Below are 16,510 nucleotides of genomic sequence, written 5' to 3' on the forward strand. Positions count from 1 at the left end.
TTGTTTATTTGGTGTATCGTGCTTCAAGTATTGCTTGAGTGCCACTGCGTAAAATATGTGTAACCTTTAAGGCGATATCCTCAGTTAACGAATCAATTTGATTGAGATCTATTTCCCATAAATCTGACATGGCGAGCACATTGTAAGTGAGCTGCGTAATATCGGTATCATAGAGTTCGTCCCAAACCTTAAATCGTTCCAGTAAATATTCATCATCCTTCAATGGAATAGTCAGATGGTTGAATTTGCCACGATAAAAGACAATTAAAGCTGCAAGTGAAAATGAAATACAATAGGGGATAGCATTACGTTGTTGAGAATACGAAATTAACTGGGGTAATAACCGCGTTTTAAATTTAGTGAGCGAATTAAGGGAAATGGAAAGTAATTCATGCTCAATGTAGGGATTATTAAAGCGATCAATAACATCTGCAGCAAACTGATTTAACTCAGAGGGTTGTTGGGATAAAACAGGGATAACTTCATGAGTGATAAGCTCATTAACATAGGCCAAAAAGGTTGGGTTGGAAGTCACCTCTCTGACGGTTTTTATGCCAGCTAAGTAAGCAACAGGCACCATTGAGGTGTGAGCACCATTAAGAATAGCAACCTTACGTTCTTTATAGGGTTTAATGTCATCAACAATTTTGATATTTAATGGAAGAGAATTCAGCTTCAATTTTTCCTCTAAGATCTTTGGACCTTGTATGACGAATAGATAAAAATATTCAGCAGTAACGAGAAAATCGTCTTTGTAGCCTAATTCGCTTTCTAATTTTTTAATTTCGTTTTTTGGGTAACCAGTGACTATTCTATCCACTAATGTGGAGCAAAAGGTATTGTGTTCATTTAGCCAAGTAACAAACTCATCTGGCAGATCCCAATCTTGTGCATGTTGAAGAACAAATTCTTTAAGCTTTTCACCATTATAATCAATGAGTTCACAAGGTATAATAAATAAACCTTTATCTTTATCCCCTTTAAAATATTGGTAACGATGGAACAAAAACTGGGTCAATTTGCCTGGGAAGCTCTTTGCTGGTTTTTCTTCAAAACAGACATCATGATGATACACAATGCCAGCTTCAGTGGTGTTAGAAAATATCCATTGCAGTTCAGGATTTTCTGCACATTTTATAAATTCATCATATTCAGAATAAATAAGTATTTCTCTATTAACTGAATTTATAATTCTAATATCAGCAACTTGTTGCTGTTGTTCGTTAAGTCCCCTGGTGATGGCAGTGTATAGGCCATCTTGTTTATTGATTGATGGGTGAGCAGAGTCAATGGGCCTCACAAGTGTAATGCCGCTATTGAAATCTGTTTTTTCATTAAGTTGGTCAACCATCCAATCAATAAATGCACGTAAAAAATTACCTTCCCCAAATTGAAGAATTTTTTCAGGGTATTGTTTTGTCACCATTGACTTTCGGTTCAGGTAATAATTCATAGCCATTCCTCTAGTTATTATGCGTATATGTGTTCTGGTGTGGACTCAGACTAGAAGTATTTAGAGAAAGGCACTATTAATTGCATCAATTTTGTGGATTAAATGGCTTTTTCATGCTTTTAATCTGTTTTTTATGAGTAAAAAACAGTTTTTAATTTAAAGTTGATTGGAGTTGTTTGTTTAATTGATTGATATTAAATTGATTTTTCTTTATTTCGCTTTGTTTTTAAAATGTTATTTATAGTTTATTTGGTTTTTTTAAGGAAAAATCCAGATAAAAACAAAATAATGAAAATAAGAGTAGATGAGAAAAATCAATTGTTTCCCTATGGTGATATAACAAATTATTTATGGTTCGATTTACTCGTAAGTTTGTTGAATAGAATTGATCATGGTTCGTTTAGCGGTATCTAAATGGTGGCGAAGCTCATTCATTGCCACAAGGTCATTACGACTAATTAGTGCACTGAGAATGGTCATATGTTCTTCAATTGCAAGCACATTTCGCTCTTTTAGGTCTGATTCATCCCACTGATATTGGAAGTGGAAAATAACAGTAATTATTTCAAGTGACTGATTAAAGAAAGGGTTATTAGCACCTGATAAAATTAAACTGTGTAATTCATAGTCAAGTTGAGAGAAGTCCCGGTAATTGATTGTGACGGTTTCCCTCAGTGCGCGATGTTTTAAAAGTAACTCTTTCGCTAAAATCCAGCGGTGGTCATCCGCGGGTAAGTTTAAAAAGTGTGTTAGTGCATTGGTTTCAAGTAATTCTCTGAATTCAAATAGTTTTTCTGCATACTCGCGGGAAAATTTCATCATGTGCCAGTTGCCGCGATGGGTGTTTTTAATCAGACCATAACGTGAAAACTCAACTAAAAACTCACGTACTACACTGGAATTCACATGGCTTTTTTTAGCTAATTGAAGTTCAGTAAATGTGTCACCTGGCATCAATTCCTTTTCTTTTATCATTTGATAAAAGGCTTTTTCGAATAAAACGATTTGTTGATCGGGGAGGCTAGACTCAACGGGGAAGAAATCATTTTTGTTAGGGTATCGGGAAACATGATATTCACTCCCTTGTTTTTCAATGATTTTCTTTTCTAGTAAATATTCTATCGTATGTCTTACCGTCGTACGACTGATATTAAACATCTCAGCTAAAGATGATTGTGAAGGAAATGGCGAAGACAGTAGATTTTTATGAATAGCGTCTAGGAATTCATTAATTGAACTGTAACGTAAGTTTTTACTTCTTACCATCTTCAGTATCCCTCTATGATTTTTATGTTTAAAAAACCGATTTAATACCGATTTGAAAACATTTAATCACAAAAATTAGTTGTTTAATACCTAATTTATGTTTTTTAAATTAAAAAAGACGGATTAATTGATGGAGGGTGATATGAAGCAATTGATTTGTCAGGAACCAAAAAAATTAGTTTACCAGCAAGTGGAAGAACCTGTTGTTAAGGCTGGGCGAGTCAAAATAAAGATACATGCGGTAGGAATTTGTGGAACAGATATTCATGCGTGGGGAGGGAATCAGCCCTTTTTTCAGTACCCACGTGTCTTAGGGCATGAAATTTCGGGGACTATTTGTGCAGTTGCTGATGATGTAAAACAATGGAAAGTGGGGCAGCGTGTTGCTGTAATGCCTTATGTGGCATGCTATGAATGTGGTGCATGTAAAAGCGGGAAAACCAATTGTTGTGAAAAAATTTCAGTGATTGGTGTGCACGAAGATGGTGGGTTTTGTGAATATCTGAATGTCCCTGAAAAAAATATATTAGCCATTGAAGACAGCGTGTCTGATATCGATGGGGCGTTAATTGAACCTTTCGCTATTAGTGCCCACGCGGTGAGACGAGCACAAATTAAACCAAATGATGCCATTCTTGTAGTCGGTGCGGGGCCTATTGGTCTTGGCGTTGCAGCTATTGCAAAAGCAGATGGAGCAAATGTTCTTGTTGCTGATACTAGCTTGGCAAGACGCCAACATGTTGAAAAAGTATTAGGTGTAAAAACCTGTGATCCTGCTTCTGAGGACTATCTGGCCGTCATTGAAGCCTATTTTGGCGGGATGTTAGCCGAAAAATTGATTGATGCCACGGGTAACCCGCATGCGATGAATAATACCGTTAATTTAATTCGTCATGGTGGGCAAGTTATTTTTGTGGGGTTATTCAAAGGCAACCTTTCATTCTCTGATCCTGATTTTCATAAAAAAGAAACCACAATGATGGGCAGTCGTAATGCGACCCCTGAAGACTTTAATAAAGTTGCTAGACTGATGGCTGAAGGTAAAATATCAAGTGAAATGATGCTTACTCACCAGTTTGATTTTGATTCCATTGGCGAGCGTTATGAGCAAGATGTTATCAATAATCGTGACTTAATCAAAGGTGTTATTTTATTTTAAAATGGCCACAAAAAAGCCCACATATGAAGTGGGCTTTAACGAAAAGAGAAATTAACGTTTTAACGCTTCAGATAATTCATCTTTCATGATGGACAGCATATCGCGAACAACGCGTGGGCTACCTGCAACTAAGTTACCAGAAGCTAAATAGTTATGGCCACCGATAAAGTCAGTCATAATCCCACCAGCTTCACGCATGATGAGCTCGCCGCCTAAAAAATCCCATGGTTTTAAACCGATTTCAAAATACGCATCGACACGTCCAGCAGCCACATAGCATAAGTCTAATGCTGCAGAACCTGTACGACGGAAATCCGCACATTTATCAAACATCGCTGTCATGATGTTCATAAATACAGGTGCGTGTTGTTTTTGTTTGAATGGGAAGCCTGTTGCAACGATAGCACCGTCAAGGTCACGTTTCTCATCAATACGGACGCGGTAACCGTTCAATTGCGCGCCTTGTCCACGGACGGCACTGAATAATTCATTGCGCATTGGATCGTAAACCACAGCAACTTCAGTACGGCCTTTAACGCGTACAGCGATAGAAACAGAGAAGTGAGGGAGACGTTTTGTGAAGTTGGTAGTGCCATCCAGTGGATCGATTACCCATTGAACATCATCATCTTTACCTAATAATTCACCACTTTCTTCAGTGATAATTGTGTGGTCTGGATAAGACTTACGGATGATTTCAATAATTAATTGCTCAGATTCTTGGTCAACGTTAGTAACGAAATCGTTCGTTCCTTTCTGAGTGACTTTAATATTGCTAGGCATTTCATAGTTTTTAGCTATGTGATTACCGGCCTTACGTGCGGCACGTATGGCGATGTTAAGCATCGGATGCATGGGCTTTTTCCACTGGAATGTTAAAGAACAAAAAACTTGAGAGCAGAAGTATATAGATGTTCGTCACAATAAGCAATTTTGTGTTAAGCTATGCCGATAATTTTTTCATTAAACGTATAAACCATGCTAGAAAATATTCGTATCGTTCTTGTTGAGACCTCACACACAGGCAATATGGGTTCCACCGCCCGTGCAATGAAAACCATGGGGCTTTCAAATCTGTACCTCGTCAATCCTCTTGTTGAACCTGACTCGCATTCAATCGCACTTTCTGCAGGGGCGAGCGATGTTATTGGTAACGCGACCATCGTCAAAACGTTAGATGAAGCCCTTGAAGGATGTAAGTTGGTGATTGGCACCAGCGCACGTTCGCGGACGTTGTCTTGGCCGATGGTTGAGCCACGGGAATGTGGTGTAAAATCTGTTGAGCAATCAAAAGAATCGCCAGTCGCGATTGTTTTTGGTCGTGAACGTGTTGGTTTGACCAACGAAGAATTGCAAAAATGCCAGTATCACTTGTATATCCCAACTAACCCTGAGTATGGTTCTTTAAACCTTGCTATGGCGGTACAATTGGTCAGTTATGAGATCCGTATGGCGTATTTAGCCATGGATGAAAAAAATCCCGTGACCTCAAATGATGATGAGGTAGAATATCCCCCCTCTGAAGATGTTGAACGTTTTTATGTGCACCTTGAAAGCGTATTAAATGAATCGGGCTTTATTCGCAAAGCGCATCCAGGCTTAATTATGAATAAGTTACGTCGTTTATTTACTCGTGCGCACATTGAAACCCAAGAGCTACACATTCTGCGCGGTATCTTAACGTCGATGGAAAAATGGGCGAAAAAGTGAGGCGAAATCCGTGGTGAAAGTCAGTGAATAATACTTGAGTAAAATAGTCAGGTAAATAGTTGACTAAATTACTCAGGAATGTCACAATTCAGCCATATTTTACCACGGAGTAATATGTTATGAGACTCACTTCCAAAGGACGTTACGCAGTAACTGCGATGTTAGATGTCGCGTTACACTCTCAGTCTGGTCCAGTACCTTTAGCTGATATTTCTGAACGTCAGGGAATTTCCCTCTCTTATCTTGAGCAACTTTTCTCTCGTTTACGTAAAAACGAGCTAGTTTCTAGCGTTCGCGGTCCGGGCGGTGGTTATTTGCTTGGTAGAGACGCTGACCAAATTTTTGTTGCTGAGGTAATCGCTGCGGTTGATGAATCGGTTGATGCAACCCGTTGCCAAGGTAATAAAGAAGGTTGTCAAAACGGCGACCGCTGTTTAACGCATGCATTATGGCGTGACTTAAGTGACAGAATCACCAGTTTCCTTAGCAGCATCAGTCTTGATGAGCTCGTGAAAAATCAAGAAGTGATGGTTGTGGCTGATAGACAAGATAATGAACAACGTAAAAGTATGCCAAACGGCATCACGCCTGAATCCATTATCAATGTACGTGCTTAAAATATTATATTAAAAATTGCAGTCGATACCGAGTAGTGAGTGCCTAGACGAAGAGCTAAGTTCCGCCATCGGTGTCTTTAGAAAATTAAAGGCAAGTTAGCTTGTCCTTTGGAGTATGTGAGCAATGAAATTACCAATCTATCTTGATTATTCAGCAACAACACCGGTTGACCCGCGTGTGGCTGAAAAAATGATGCAATGCTTAACAATGGATGGGAACTTCGGTAACCCTGCATCCCGTTCTCATCGCTTTGGCTGGCAAGCCGAAGAGGCGGTTGATATTGCACGCAACCAAATCGCTGAATTAGTGGGTGCTGACCCGCGTGAAATCGTCTTTACGTCAGGCGCAACGGAGTCTGATAACTTAGCCATTAAAGGCGCAGCGAATTTCTATAAAAAGAAAGGCAACCACATTATTACCTGTAAAACGGAACATAAAGCCGTTTTAGACACTTGTCGCCAATTAGAACGTGAAGGCTTTGAAGTGACCTATTTGTCACCACAAAGCAATGGCTTAATTGCGATGCAAGACCTAATTGACGCTATTCGCGAAGAAACCATTCTGATTTCTATCATGCATGTGAACAACGAAATCGGTGTGGTTCAGGATATCGAGGCTATCGGTGAATTATGCCGTAGCAAAGGCATCGTTTTCCACGTGGATGCAACACAAAGCGTGGGTAAATTACCTATCGACTTAAGTGCGTTAAAAGTGGATTTAATGTCATTCTCTGCACACAAATTGTATGGCCCTATGGGTATCGGTGCGCTGTATGTTCGCCGTAAACCGCGTATTCGCCTTGAAGCACAACAACACGGTGGCGGTCATGAGCGCGGTATGCGTTCAGGGACATTACCTGTACATCAAATCGTGGGCATGGGTGAAGCTTACCGTATCGCTAAAGAAGAAATGGCAGCGGAATCTGAACGTCTGCGTGGCCTGCGTTTACGTCTGTGGAATGGCATTAAAGATATCGAAGAAGTTTACCTCAATGGTGATTTGGAACACGGTGCGCCGCACATTCTGAACGTCAGCTTCAACTATGTTGAAGGTGAATCACTGATGATGTCATTAAAAGATTTGGCTGTATCTTCAGGCTCTGCATGTACTTCTGCAAGCTTAGAACCTTCTTATGTACTGCGCGCTTTAGGGATGAATGATGAGCTAGCACACAGCTCAATCCGTTTCTCTTTAGGTCGTTTCACGACAGAAGAAGAAATTGACTATGCAATCAAAATGATTCATGGCGCAATTGGCCACTTACGCGAGCTGTCTCCTTTATGGGAAATGTTTAAAGACGGCGTAGATCTTAACAGCATCGAATGGTCTCACCATTAATCAGACGGTTTCAGGAGTTTAAAAATGGCTTACAGTGAAAAAGTTATCGATCATTATGAAAACCCACGCAACGTTGGTTCATTCGACAACAGCGATCCAAGCGTCGGCAGTGGGATGGTAGGTGCACCTGCTTGTGGTGACGTCATGAAGCTGCAAATCAAAGTTAGCGATGACGGCATTATTGAAGATGCACGCTTTAAAACTTACGGTTGCGGCTCAGCAATTGCATCAAGTTCACTGGTGACTGAGTGGATGAAAGGCAAAAGCTTAGACGAAGCGGAGTCAATCAAAAATACAGCGATTGCAGAAGAGTTAGAATTGCCGCCAGTGAAAATTCACTGCTCAATTTTGGCAGAAGATGCAATTAAAGCTGCTATTGCAGATTACAAAAGCAAACGCCAAAGCAAATAAGGTTTAAATCAGTTTATAGGGCAACCCATATTAATAAATAACAAAAAGTTACCGCCCTATATCTGGTCAAAATATCGCTCATCCAACATGTTGAATATCGCTAAGTAAGTGATTACTTATCAACGGGGTGAAAGGTATAAAAATAATTTGAAGGCGGATGCAACAATTGTGTAGCATCTGCCTTGTTTGTTTCTAAAGTGAGGTTTGCAATGTCTATTTCTCTTACAGAAAGTGCAGCGCTGCGTATTCAATCTTTCCTGCAAAATCGCGGTAAAGGTGAAGGCTTGCGTTTAGGTGTAAGAACTTCAGGTTGTTCAGGAATGGCATATGTTCTTGAGTTCGCTGATATAATCAATGAAGAAGACACAGTTTTCGAAGATAAAGGTGTAAAAGTCATTGTCGATGGTAAAAGCATCGTTTATCTAGATGGTACCGAGCTGGATTTCGTCAAAGAAGGCTTAAACGAAGGGTTTAAATTCAATAACCCTAACGTCAATAGCGAATGCGGATGCGGTGAAAGTTTTCACGTATAATGCCTTCATAAACGCATGATTTTCGACCAATGTAGCTGATACTGTTAAACAACGTGTTTGTTGCATTGGTAACCGGTTCGAGACACTAAGCACTTATGGATTATTTTACTCTCTTTGGGTTAACCCAAAATTACGCAATTGATAGCGAACAACTCACACAGCGCTTTCAAGATTTACAGCGTCAATACCACCCTGATCGTTTTGCTGCCTCCTCTGAGCAGGAAAAAATGCAAGCCCTTCAAAAAGCCGCCACGATCAACGCGGCTTACCAGTCTTTACGTCATCCGCTAAAACGCGCGGAATACCTGCTTTCATTGCATGGTTTCGATATTAATAATGAACAACATACTATGCATGATACTGTATTTCTGATGGAACAACTTGAGCTACGTGAAGAGCTCGACAATATCGAAAACAATGCCAATTCGCTTGACTTATTGGCGGTGTTTATGAAGAACGTCAAAAAAATGCAGCAAGATAGAAACTTGCTAATGGTCAACGAATTAGATGCGATGCAGTGGGAAAAAGCCGCTGATACTGTGCGTAAGCTGCGTTTTCTCGATAAGTTACAGCAACAAGCTGAGCAGCTCGAAGAACGGTTACTGGACGAATTTTAAGAGAAAACGATTATGGCCTTATTACAAATCAGTGAACCAGGTATGACCGCTGCGCCGCACCAACGCAAATTGGCGGCGGGTATCGACTTAGGTACGACGCACTCGTTGATCGCCACGGTACGTAGTGGTGAAGCAGCCGCACTACCAGATAGCCAAGGGCGTGTTTTGCTGCCCTCTATCGTCAATTACCAAACTACGGATAAGCGTGTAGGTTGGTATGCAAAGCAACTTGCAGAACAAGACCCCGTGAATACCATTATTTCTGTAAAAAGAATGATGGGACGTTCATTGGCTGATATTCAAAAACGCTACCCTGATTTGCCTTATCAATTAACCGCGAGTGAAAACGGATTACCGTTCATCCATACAGCGACAGGGCAAGTTGACCCTATTCAAGTGTCGTCCGATATCTTAAAAACACTGGCAAAACGCGCAGAAAACACCCTTGGCGGAGAAATGGATGGCGTGGTGATCACGGTGCCCGCCTATTTTGATGATGCGCAGCGTCAAGGAACCAAAGATGCGGCTCGCCTTGCGGGGCTGCATGTGTTGCGCTTGCTTAATGAGCCGACCGCCGCTGCAATTGCCTATGGTTTAGATTCAGGGCAAGAAGGGGTAATCGCAGTTTATGATCTCGGTGGCGGCACATTTGACGTGTCTATCTTACGTTTAAGTCGTGGTGTGTTTGAAGTATTAGCCACGGGAGGCGATACAGCGCTTGGTGGTGATGATTTTGACCACGTTCTTGCGCAGTGGATTGCCGACCAAGCCGGTGTTTCACTGCAAGGTGACCACCATTTAAATCGCCAGTTATTGAATATTGCCACTGACGTAAAAATTGCATTGAGTGATGCAGACACAGCCACTATTGAGCTGGCTAGTTGGCAGGGGAAAATTCATCGCGAACAATTTGAAGCATTGATTGAAACGCATATTAAGCGCACGTTAATGGCATGCCGTCGTGCATTAAAAGACGCGGGCGTAGAAGCGGATGAAGTGCTAAATGTCGTGATGGTCGGTGGTTCGACGCGTGTGCCACTTGTGCGTCAAAAAGTGGGGGCGTTTTTTGGTAAAACACCACTGACCTCCATCGACCCTGATAAAGTTGTCGCCATTGGCGCGGCTATCCAAGCCGATATTTTAGTGGGTAATAAGCCTGACAGTGACATGCTGCTTCTGGATGTGATCCCTCTTTCCCTTGGTTTAGAAACCATGGGGGGGTTAGTGGAAAAAGTTATACCACGCAATACCACTATCCCAGTTGCCCGCGCACAAGAGTTCACAACATTCAAAGATGGTCAAACTGCAATGAGTGTTCATGTGGTACAAGGTGAGCGTGAAATGGTGGCAGATTGCCGTTCTTTAGCGCGTTTTACTCTGCGTGATATCCCCGCTATGGCGGCAGGTGGTGCGCATATTCGTGTCACATTCCAAGTGGACGCCGATGGCCTGCTCAGCGTGAGCGCCATGGAAAAATCCACGGGAGTAGAAGCCTCAATTCAAGTTAAGCCATCCTATGGTTTAACAGACAATGAAATTTCAAACATGATTAAAGATTCAATGACTAACGCGCAAGATGATTTAACTGCGCGCCGCCTAGCGGAGCAAAAAGTTGAAGCGGCAAGAGTGCTTGAAAGTTTAACGAGCGCATTAGCCCAAGATGCAAATTTACTGACGCCAAACGAAGAGTCAGAAATTGATAATGCGGTCAATGAGTTAATTAAAGCGGTTGAGGGTACTGACCCCATCGCAATTGAAAATGCCATTAAACAACTGGATAAGCAATCGCAGGATTTTGCTGCGCGTCGAATGGATGCATCTATTCGCCAAGCGTTGTCAGGCCATTCTGTGGATGAGATATAATTATGCCTAAAATAGTTTTTTTACCTCATAGTGATTTATGTCCAGACGGTGCTGTAGTTGAAGCACAAGAGGGTGAGTCGATTTTAAACGTGGCACTGCGTAGCGGTATCGAACTGGAACATGCCTGCGAGAAATCCTGTGCCTGCACAACCTGCCATTGTATAGTGCGCGAAGGCTTTGATTCTCTAGAAGAAAGCAGTGAATTAGAAGACGACATGCTGGATAAAGCATGGGGCCTAGAACCTGAAAGCCGACTGAGTTGCCAAGCAATGGTAGCGGATGAGGACTTAGTGGTGGAGCTGCCTAAATATACTATCAATCACGCCCGCGAACACTGATTTTTGTCATACTTCACGCCGTAGCGTTGTTGGCTTCTTTCGCTAACCCTAGTCACATACTTTTGTATGCTCCTAGGGATTAGCGCAATTTGCCGCCTAGCTACAACGTGAATTATCTAAAAAATCCAAACGCTCATCATACTTCATGCTGTAGCGTTGTTGGCTTCTTTCACTAACCCTAGTCACATACTTTTGTATGCACCTCGAGATACTCTTAATCACGGCCTAGCTACAACGTGAATTATTTAAAAATCCAAACGCTCATCATACTTCATGCTGTAGCGTTGTTGGCTTCTTTCACTAATCCTAGTCACATACTTTTGTATGCACCTCGAGATACTCTTAATCACGGCCTAGCTACAACGTGAATTATTTAAAAATCCAAACGCTCATCATACTTCATGCTGTAGCGTTGTTGGCTTCTTTCGCTAACCCTAGTCACATACTTTTGTATGCTCCTAGGGATTAGCTCAATTTGCCGCCTAGCGACAACACTAGCCATTTAAATAATTAACATTAAATAGCCATTAATAAATATTCATATATATACTAATGGTTATTTTAAAATATTTAAAAAATAAATTATGTTTTCTTATGATAATTTTATTTTTAGATGACGAGCCATTTTTACTATTTGCATTAAATATAATAATGAAATTATTTTATATGCAACTACGGTTTTTAATTTTATTTCTTTTTTTAGTTTAATGGGTTAATAGGGTTGGTTAAATTTTTACTTTTTATATTTTATTTGTTGTGTTATAGGTAATATCGATATTGGGAGGTGTCTTTTAAGTTAAAATATAATAATTTAATTTCCATATAAATACCAATGCAATAATGTTAAATATAAAAAGGAATTTTAACATGAAATGGAAGTATCGGTTTGGTGCAGTAGCGGGTAATACACTTGAATATTATGATATTGCAGTATTTGCCGCAATATCGGGTTATCTCAGCGCTGAATTAGAACGACTAGGCTATAACCAAGCCACAGAAATGGTATGGGGAATATTTGCATTACGCTTTATTGCTCGGCCTGTTGGTGGGTATATAATAGGTCGCTATGCACAAAAATCAGGAAAAAAATCAGCGTTGATATTGACAGGGATAATAACGGGTACAGCAACATTATGTATGGCACTACTTCCAATTGAGTTATTAGCTAATTATACTCCCATTATTATTTTAATTTTACAGATGGCTCTCTCATTTAGTTTTGGTGGTGAATATCCCTCGTTATCTACTTATTTACTTAATGATGCAAAAAAAGAAGAAATAGGCCGGATATCAGCAATTATTAATTGTAGTTCAACGCTAGGGATTATCCTTTCACTAGGTATCGTCTTCATTCTTGAGAATGTGCTGGAAGCACAGGTAATGCAGACAATAGGATGGAGAATCCCTCTATTTTTAGGTGTTTTAAATATCATTATTAGTTTTTGGTTTCGTGTTAAACTACCAGAGTCTATAGCTCAAGATACAAATAAGCTATCTATTAGTTATGCTAATATTGGTTATGTTTTTTTATTAACTATTCCAGGTAGTATTATTTTCTTTGTGCAAAATGTATCAACGCCTATTTTTCTTGAAAAAGTGAATATTATAGAAAATAGAACAACGTATGGGTTAATGTTTTCAACTTTGTTATTGGTGAGCATGCTATTTTTTGGATGGTTTGCTGATAAATATAGTAATCCCAAAAAAATATATAACTTGGGTGTGGCTTGTATGTTGGTTTTATCTATTCCACTTTTCTTCTTAATAAATAGTCGAGTTATAGAGCTAATAATATTAGCTCAGATTATAATAACATTATATGCAGCTATGGTGTTATCTAATAGTACGTATATGTTGTTTTATGCATCTGAAGGTAATGTGATAAATTTTGCAATAGGATTTAATCTGGCGGTAACTATGCTTGGGGGCATTACACCATTGATAACATCCTATCTAGCCGATATTAATTTAATTTATATAGGTGTGTTTTTAACATTCTGTGGTGGTGTTAGATTTATTGCTTTTCGTAGATAAATAATGGTAAGTCAATTTTAAACTTTGCATAGGTAAATAAATGAATATAGAAAGCATAGTGTTAGAAAAAACCTTTTCAGATTTTAGTAATGAATTTTCAAAATACTTCGATTGGAATGACATTGATTTAACTTTTTTCTCTGTTGATATTAAAAAAAAGGAATACTATATATCATCAAGTAACTATGAATGGCAATTACTTTGTTGGGCAGATGATCTGGACCTTTTAATTTCTGAACGATTAAAATCGAGTATTCAATATTGGAGTAATTACTCAGATGCTTACGCAGAAACACTAAAAAAAACAGAAAAAAATCAATTTAAAATAGATATTTGCAGTAGATATGACGACATTTTTGAAATTACGACTATTAATGCTAAAAAGCAATTTAGTTTATCTGAAATATTAGCAATTTATAAATATCGTCCTATTATTGCGGACTACTCCCACTATACATGGAAAAAAAATCCAGAAATTGCATTACCGATGAGAGCGAATATCAATGATGATAATGGGTTGTTAGGTAAAACTAAAAATCTTGCTGATGAATTTATCAATACACATAAGCACATGCGCTTTGGTAATATTCGTTTTACGCGAAAAGAAATGATAACCATAAGGTTACTGCTTTCGCACTGTAGGGTAAAAGAAATCAGTTATATTCAAGGCTGCTCTGAAGCCAGTGAAAATAAGCGAATACAAAACATCAAAGAAAAGTTGGGCTGCCCTTATGTATCATCAAGCGGCTTGTTTACTGCATTAAAAGAACTAGGTATTACGTTGGCATGCCTGGAGACACTTATCGATTTACCTCTTACAAATAGTATAATGAAGAATAAATGAAGGGCCATTGATATGACTCAATGGAGTATAATTTGAAAAACAATTATTCGTATAATGAGAGAAAAACATGAGTTTAAAATGGTCAAATAGCCGTGAAATCGGCGAAGCACTGTATGACGCGTTTCCAGATGTCGACCCTAAAACAGTTCGTTTTACGGATATGCACCAATGGATTTGCGACTTAGAAGAGTTTGATGATGACCCGCAAAAGTCGAATGAAAAAATCCTAGAAGCTATCTTGTTAGTTTGGCTGGATGAGTTCGAATAATTAGCAATTAATATTAAAGACCGAGCAATCATTAGAAAATGTGCTCGGTTTTTTATTTTATATCAGCACTATAATGATATCGCTAACGCTATTTATCGGTTAAGGTAAAGGCATCTGCCGATAGATTATTGGGCTTTTGCTGTCGGTAAAAATAGACAAAGTGAGAAAAACGATGACAAAACAAATTATGCCAGTAATGATTTCTTGTGAGCCAGCAGCACCTTGTTGGGGTGAGGGCGCATTGTTAAGCTCTGGCGATAAAGGAATGACAATTCACCTGAAGCACGCTGGTAAACTTTGTGCAGTGCAAAGTGCGGGTCGCAAATTAGACGGCCAGGGTATCCGCAATGTTGCACTGACTGGCGAGGGTTGGGATTTAGAAAAAAGTTGGGCATTTTGGCAAGGTTTTCGTGCACCCAAAGGGGCAAGAACCATTGAATGGCCTGTATTGCCAGAGGATGACCGTAAAGAATTAGAAAACCGCATTCGCACCGTGGATTGGGTGCGCGATGTGATTAATGCGCCCGCAGAAGAACTCGGCCCTGAACAATTGGCTCAACGTGCTATCGATTTACTCTGTACCGTTGGTGCGCAAGACATTAGCTATCGTATTGTAAAAGGTGATGATTTATTAGAACAAGGTTATGCAGGTATTCATACCGTCGGTCGTGGCTCTAGCCGCCCACCTGTATTCTTAGCATTAGATTATAATCCAGGAGCAAGCCCTGATGCGCCCGTATTTGCGGCATTAGTGGGTAAAGGAATTACATTCGATTCAGGTGGTTATAGCATCAAGCCATCCTCTTCTATGAACTCTATGAAAGCGGATATGGGCGGGGCAGCAACACTAGCTGGCGCACTAGCATTAGCCATTTCACGCGGCTTGAAAAAACGTGTCAAAATGTTCTTGTGCCTAGCAGACAACATGGTCAGCGGCAATGCATTTAAATTAGGCGATATTATTCGCTACCGTAATGGTAAATCTGTTGAAATCATGAACACGGATGCAGAAGGTCGTTTAGTCCTTGCGGACGGTTTGATTGATGCAAGCAAAGAAAAACCAACACTTATCATTGATGCAGCAACCTTAACGGGCGCAGCAAAAACAGCCGTAGGTGGCGATTACCACAGCGTTTTAAGCTTTGATGATAAATTAGTTGCCGATTTAATGAGTGCTTCTGATGCAGAGTTTGAACTATTTTGGCGCTTGCCACTAGCAGAGTTCCATCGCCAGCAATTACCGTCTGGTTTTGCAGATTTGAACAACATTGCTGCGCCATCACACACGGCAGGGGCAAGTACAGCAGCAGCATTTTTATCCCACTTTGTTGAAAACTACCGTCAAAATTGGGTACATATTGACTGCTCTGCAACGTACCGTAAATCGCCAGTCAGCCTATGGGCTGAGGGCGCAACAGGTATAGGTGTGAGAACATTAGCGAATTTATTAATCAGTAAAGCAAAATAAATTGCGATTATTGATATCAGGCACGAAGGGGAAACTTTCCGTGCCTATTTTTTATCTCAACAATTTTTTACCTCAACAAAAGTACGCGTATAATAAACGATTATTTTTTCATGGTAGGGGATGAGCATGTCGCAGCAATCGAACAATCATAATGCGAACCAAGAAACTGAGATCCAATTTACAGAGTTAACGGTGCCGAAAGGTTCCTCGTTGAAATTAAGTGTGTTAGATGAAGAGCCACAAGCGATTGTCGATGCGCTGACTGAGTTCTTTAAGCAACATAAGGTCGTCAGACGGGCTTTTATGGTGTCAGCGCTTGAAGATGAAGAGGGTGACGAAAACCCTATTTTAATGATTGCATTGGAATTTACCACTGGCGCAGAGAATATCGATACAATTATTCATGAAGCAGGTACATTAGCTTGTGAGTATTTAAATGATGATGAATCGATTGATTTTTGTGTGGTCAATGAACATGAAAAAGGTATTAGTCATTTTATTACTCAACATGTTCAGCCGTTTTATCAGCGCCGTTTAGGCAGTTTTTTACGTGACACTATCCCTGTAAAAAATACCTGATAAAATCACGT

At 39.9% G+C, this 16,510-nt stretch carries 17 protein-coding genes; 14 read left to right on the forward strand and 3 right to left on the reverse strand.

Going from position 1 to position 16,510, the window contains the following annotated elements:
• Window positions 1–4: 4 nt before the first annotated feature.
• Window positions 5–1,426 (reverse strand): tagaturonate reductase, encoded by a 1,422-nt coding sequence (locus tag ACE2AL_RS07680; protein WP_375084302.1) that lies wholly within the window; start codon window positions 1,424–1,426, stop codon window positions 5–7.
• A 387-nt stretch (window positions 1,427–1,813) separates the two neighbouring features.
• Window positions 1,814–2,719, reverse strand: coding sequence for a GntR family transcriptional regulator (locus ACE2AL_RS07685; protein ID WP_206082469.1), 906 nt, complete (start codon window positions 2,717–2,719; stop codon window positions 1,814–1,816).
• A gap of 142 nt (window positions 2,720–2,861) precedes the next feature.
• On the opposite strand from ACE2AL_RS07685, the gene ACE2AL_RS07690 reads away from it, so the two are divergent.
• On the forward strand, window positions 2,862–3,878 hold the full coding sequence (locus tag ACE2AL_RS07690) for a zinc-binding alcohol dehydrogenase family protein (RefSeq protein ID WP_241016771.1): 1,017 nt from the start codon (window positions 2,862–2,864) through the stop codon (window positions 3,876–3,878).
• 51 nt (window positions 3,879–3,929) lie between these two features.
• On the opposite strand, the gene suhB is transcribed toward ACE2AL_RS07690, so the two are convergent.
• Complete coding sequence (gene suhB, locus ACE2AL_RS07695; protein WP_206082467.1) at window positions 3,930–4,733, reverse strand: inositol-1-monophosphatase; 804 nt, start codon at window positions 4,731–4,733, stop codon at window positions 3,930–3,932.
• Between the two features lie 123 nt (window positions 4,734–4,856).
• Between suhB and trmJ the strand changes: the two genes are divergently transcribed.
• The 13 genes from trmJ to ACE2AL_RS07760 all read left to right on the forward strand — a co-directional run bounded on the left by trmJ (window position 4,857) and on the right by ACE2AL_RS07760 (window position 16,499).
• Window positions 4,857–5,588: a tRNA (cytosine(32)/uridine(32)-2'-O)-methyltransferase TrmJ gene (gene trmJ / locus ACE2AL_RS07700; RefSeq protein WP_206082466.1), complete on the forward strand. Its 732-nt coding sequence runs from the start codon at window positions 4,857–4,859 to the stop codon at window positions 5,586–5,588.
• A gap of 119 nt (window positions 5,589–5,707) precedes the next feature.
• Window positions 5,708–6,205, forward strand: a complete 498-nt coding sequence (gene iscR, locus ACE2AL_RS07705; protein WP_206082465.1) for a Fe-S cluster assembly transcriptional regulator IscR — start codon at window positions 5,708–5,710, stop codon at window positions 6,203–6,205.
• Window positions 6,206–6,329: 124 nt separating this feature from the next.
• A complete protein-coding gene (locus ACE2AL_RS07710; RefSeq protein WP_225819018.1) occupies window positions 6,330–7,544 on the forward strand; it encodes an IscS subfamily cysteine desulfurase in 1,215 nt (404 codons plus the stop codon).
• Window positions 7,545–7,568: 24 nt separating this feature from the next.
• Entirely contained in the window at window positions 7,569–7,955 is a 387-nt protein-coding gene (iscU, locus tag ACE2AL_RS07715; RefSeq protein ID WP_206082463.1) for a Fe-S cluster assembly scaffold IscU, read from the forward strand.
• A 209-nt stretch (window positions 7,956–8,164) separates the two neighbouring features.
• Complete coding sequence (gene iscA, locus ACE2AL_RS07720) at window positions 8,165–8,488, forward strand: iron-sulfur cluster assembly protein IscA (protein ID WP_047756461.1); 324 nt, start codon at window positions 8,165–8,167, stop codon at window positions 8,486–8,488.
• Window positions 8,489–8,583: 95 nt separating this feature from the next.
• Window positions 8,584–9,105, forward strand: coding sequence for a co-chaperone HscB (gene hscB, locus ACE2AL_RS07725; protein ID WP_206082462.1), 522 nt, complete (start codon window positions 8,584–8,586; stop codon window positions 9,103–9,105).
• Window positions 9,106–9,117: 12 nt separating this feature from the next.
• Window positions 9,118–10,968 (forward strand): Fe-S protein assembly chaperone HscA, encoded by a 1,851-nt coding sequence (gene hscA, locus ACE2AL_RS07730; protein WP_375084216.1) that lies wholly within the window; start codon window positions 9,118–9,120, stop codon window positions 10,966–10,968.
• 2 nt (window positions 10,969–10,970) lie between these two features.
• Window positions 10,971–11,306 (forward strand): ISC system 2Fe-2S type ferredoxin, encoded by a 336-nt coding sequence (gene fdx, locus ACE2AL_RS07735; RefSeq protein ID WP_206082460.1) that lies wholly within the window; start codon window positions 10,971–10,973, stop codon window positions 11,304–11,306.
• An 867-nt stretch (window positions 11,307–12,173) separates the two neighbouring features.
• Window positions 12,174–13,340 (forward strand): MFS transporter, encoded by a 1,167-nt coding sequence (locus tag ACE2AL_RS07740; protein WP_206082459.1) that lies wholly within the window; start codon window positions 12,174–12,176, stop codon window positions 13,338–13,340.
• Between the two features lie 40 nt (window positions 13,341–13,380).
• Window positions 13,381–14,184, forward strand: a complete 804-nt coding sequence (locus tag ACE2AL_RS07745; protein ID WP_375084217.1) for a helix-turn-helix transcriptional regulator — start codon at window positions 13,381–13,383, stop codon at window positions 14,182–14,184.
• Between the two features lie 67 nt (window positions 14,185–14,251).
• Window positions 14,252–14,452 carry a Fe-S cluster assembly protein IscX gene (iscX, locus tag ACE2AL_RS07750; RefSeq protein WP_004912658.1) on the forward strand — a complete coding sequence of 67 codons (201 nt, stop codon included), beginning with the start codon at window positions 14,252–14,254 and terminating at the stop codon, window positions 14,450–14,452.
• A gap of 172 nt (window positions 14,453–14,624) precedes the next feature.
• On the forward strand, window positions 14,625–15,920 hold the full coding sequence (pepB, locus tag ACE2AL_RS07755; protein ID WP_206082457.1) for an aminopeptidase PepB: 1,296 nt from the start codon (window positions 14,625–14,627) through the stop codon (window positions 15,918–15,920).
• 126 nt (window positions 15,921–16,046) lie between these two features.
• Window positions 16,047–16,499 carry an enhanced serine sensitivity protein SseB C-terminal domain-containing protein gene (locus tag ACE2AL_RS07760; RefSeq protein WP_225819013.1) on the forward strand — a complete coding sequence of 151 codons (453 nt, stop codon included), beginning with the start codon at window positions 16,047–16,049 and terminating at the stop codon, window positions 16,497–16,499.
• Window positions 16,500–16,510 lie beyond the last annotated feature (11 nt).

It is taken from the genome of Providencia xihuensis (assembly GCF_041953405.1).
Lineage (GTDB): Bacteria > Pseudomonadota > Gammaproteobacteria > Enterobacterales > Enterobacteriaceae > Providencia > Providencia vermicola.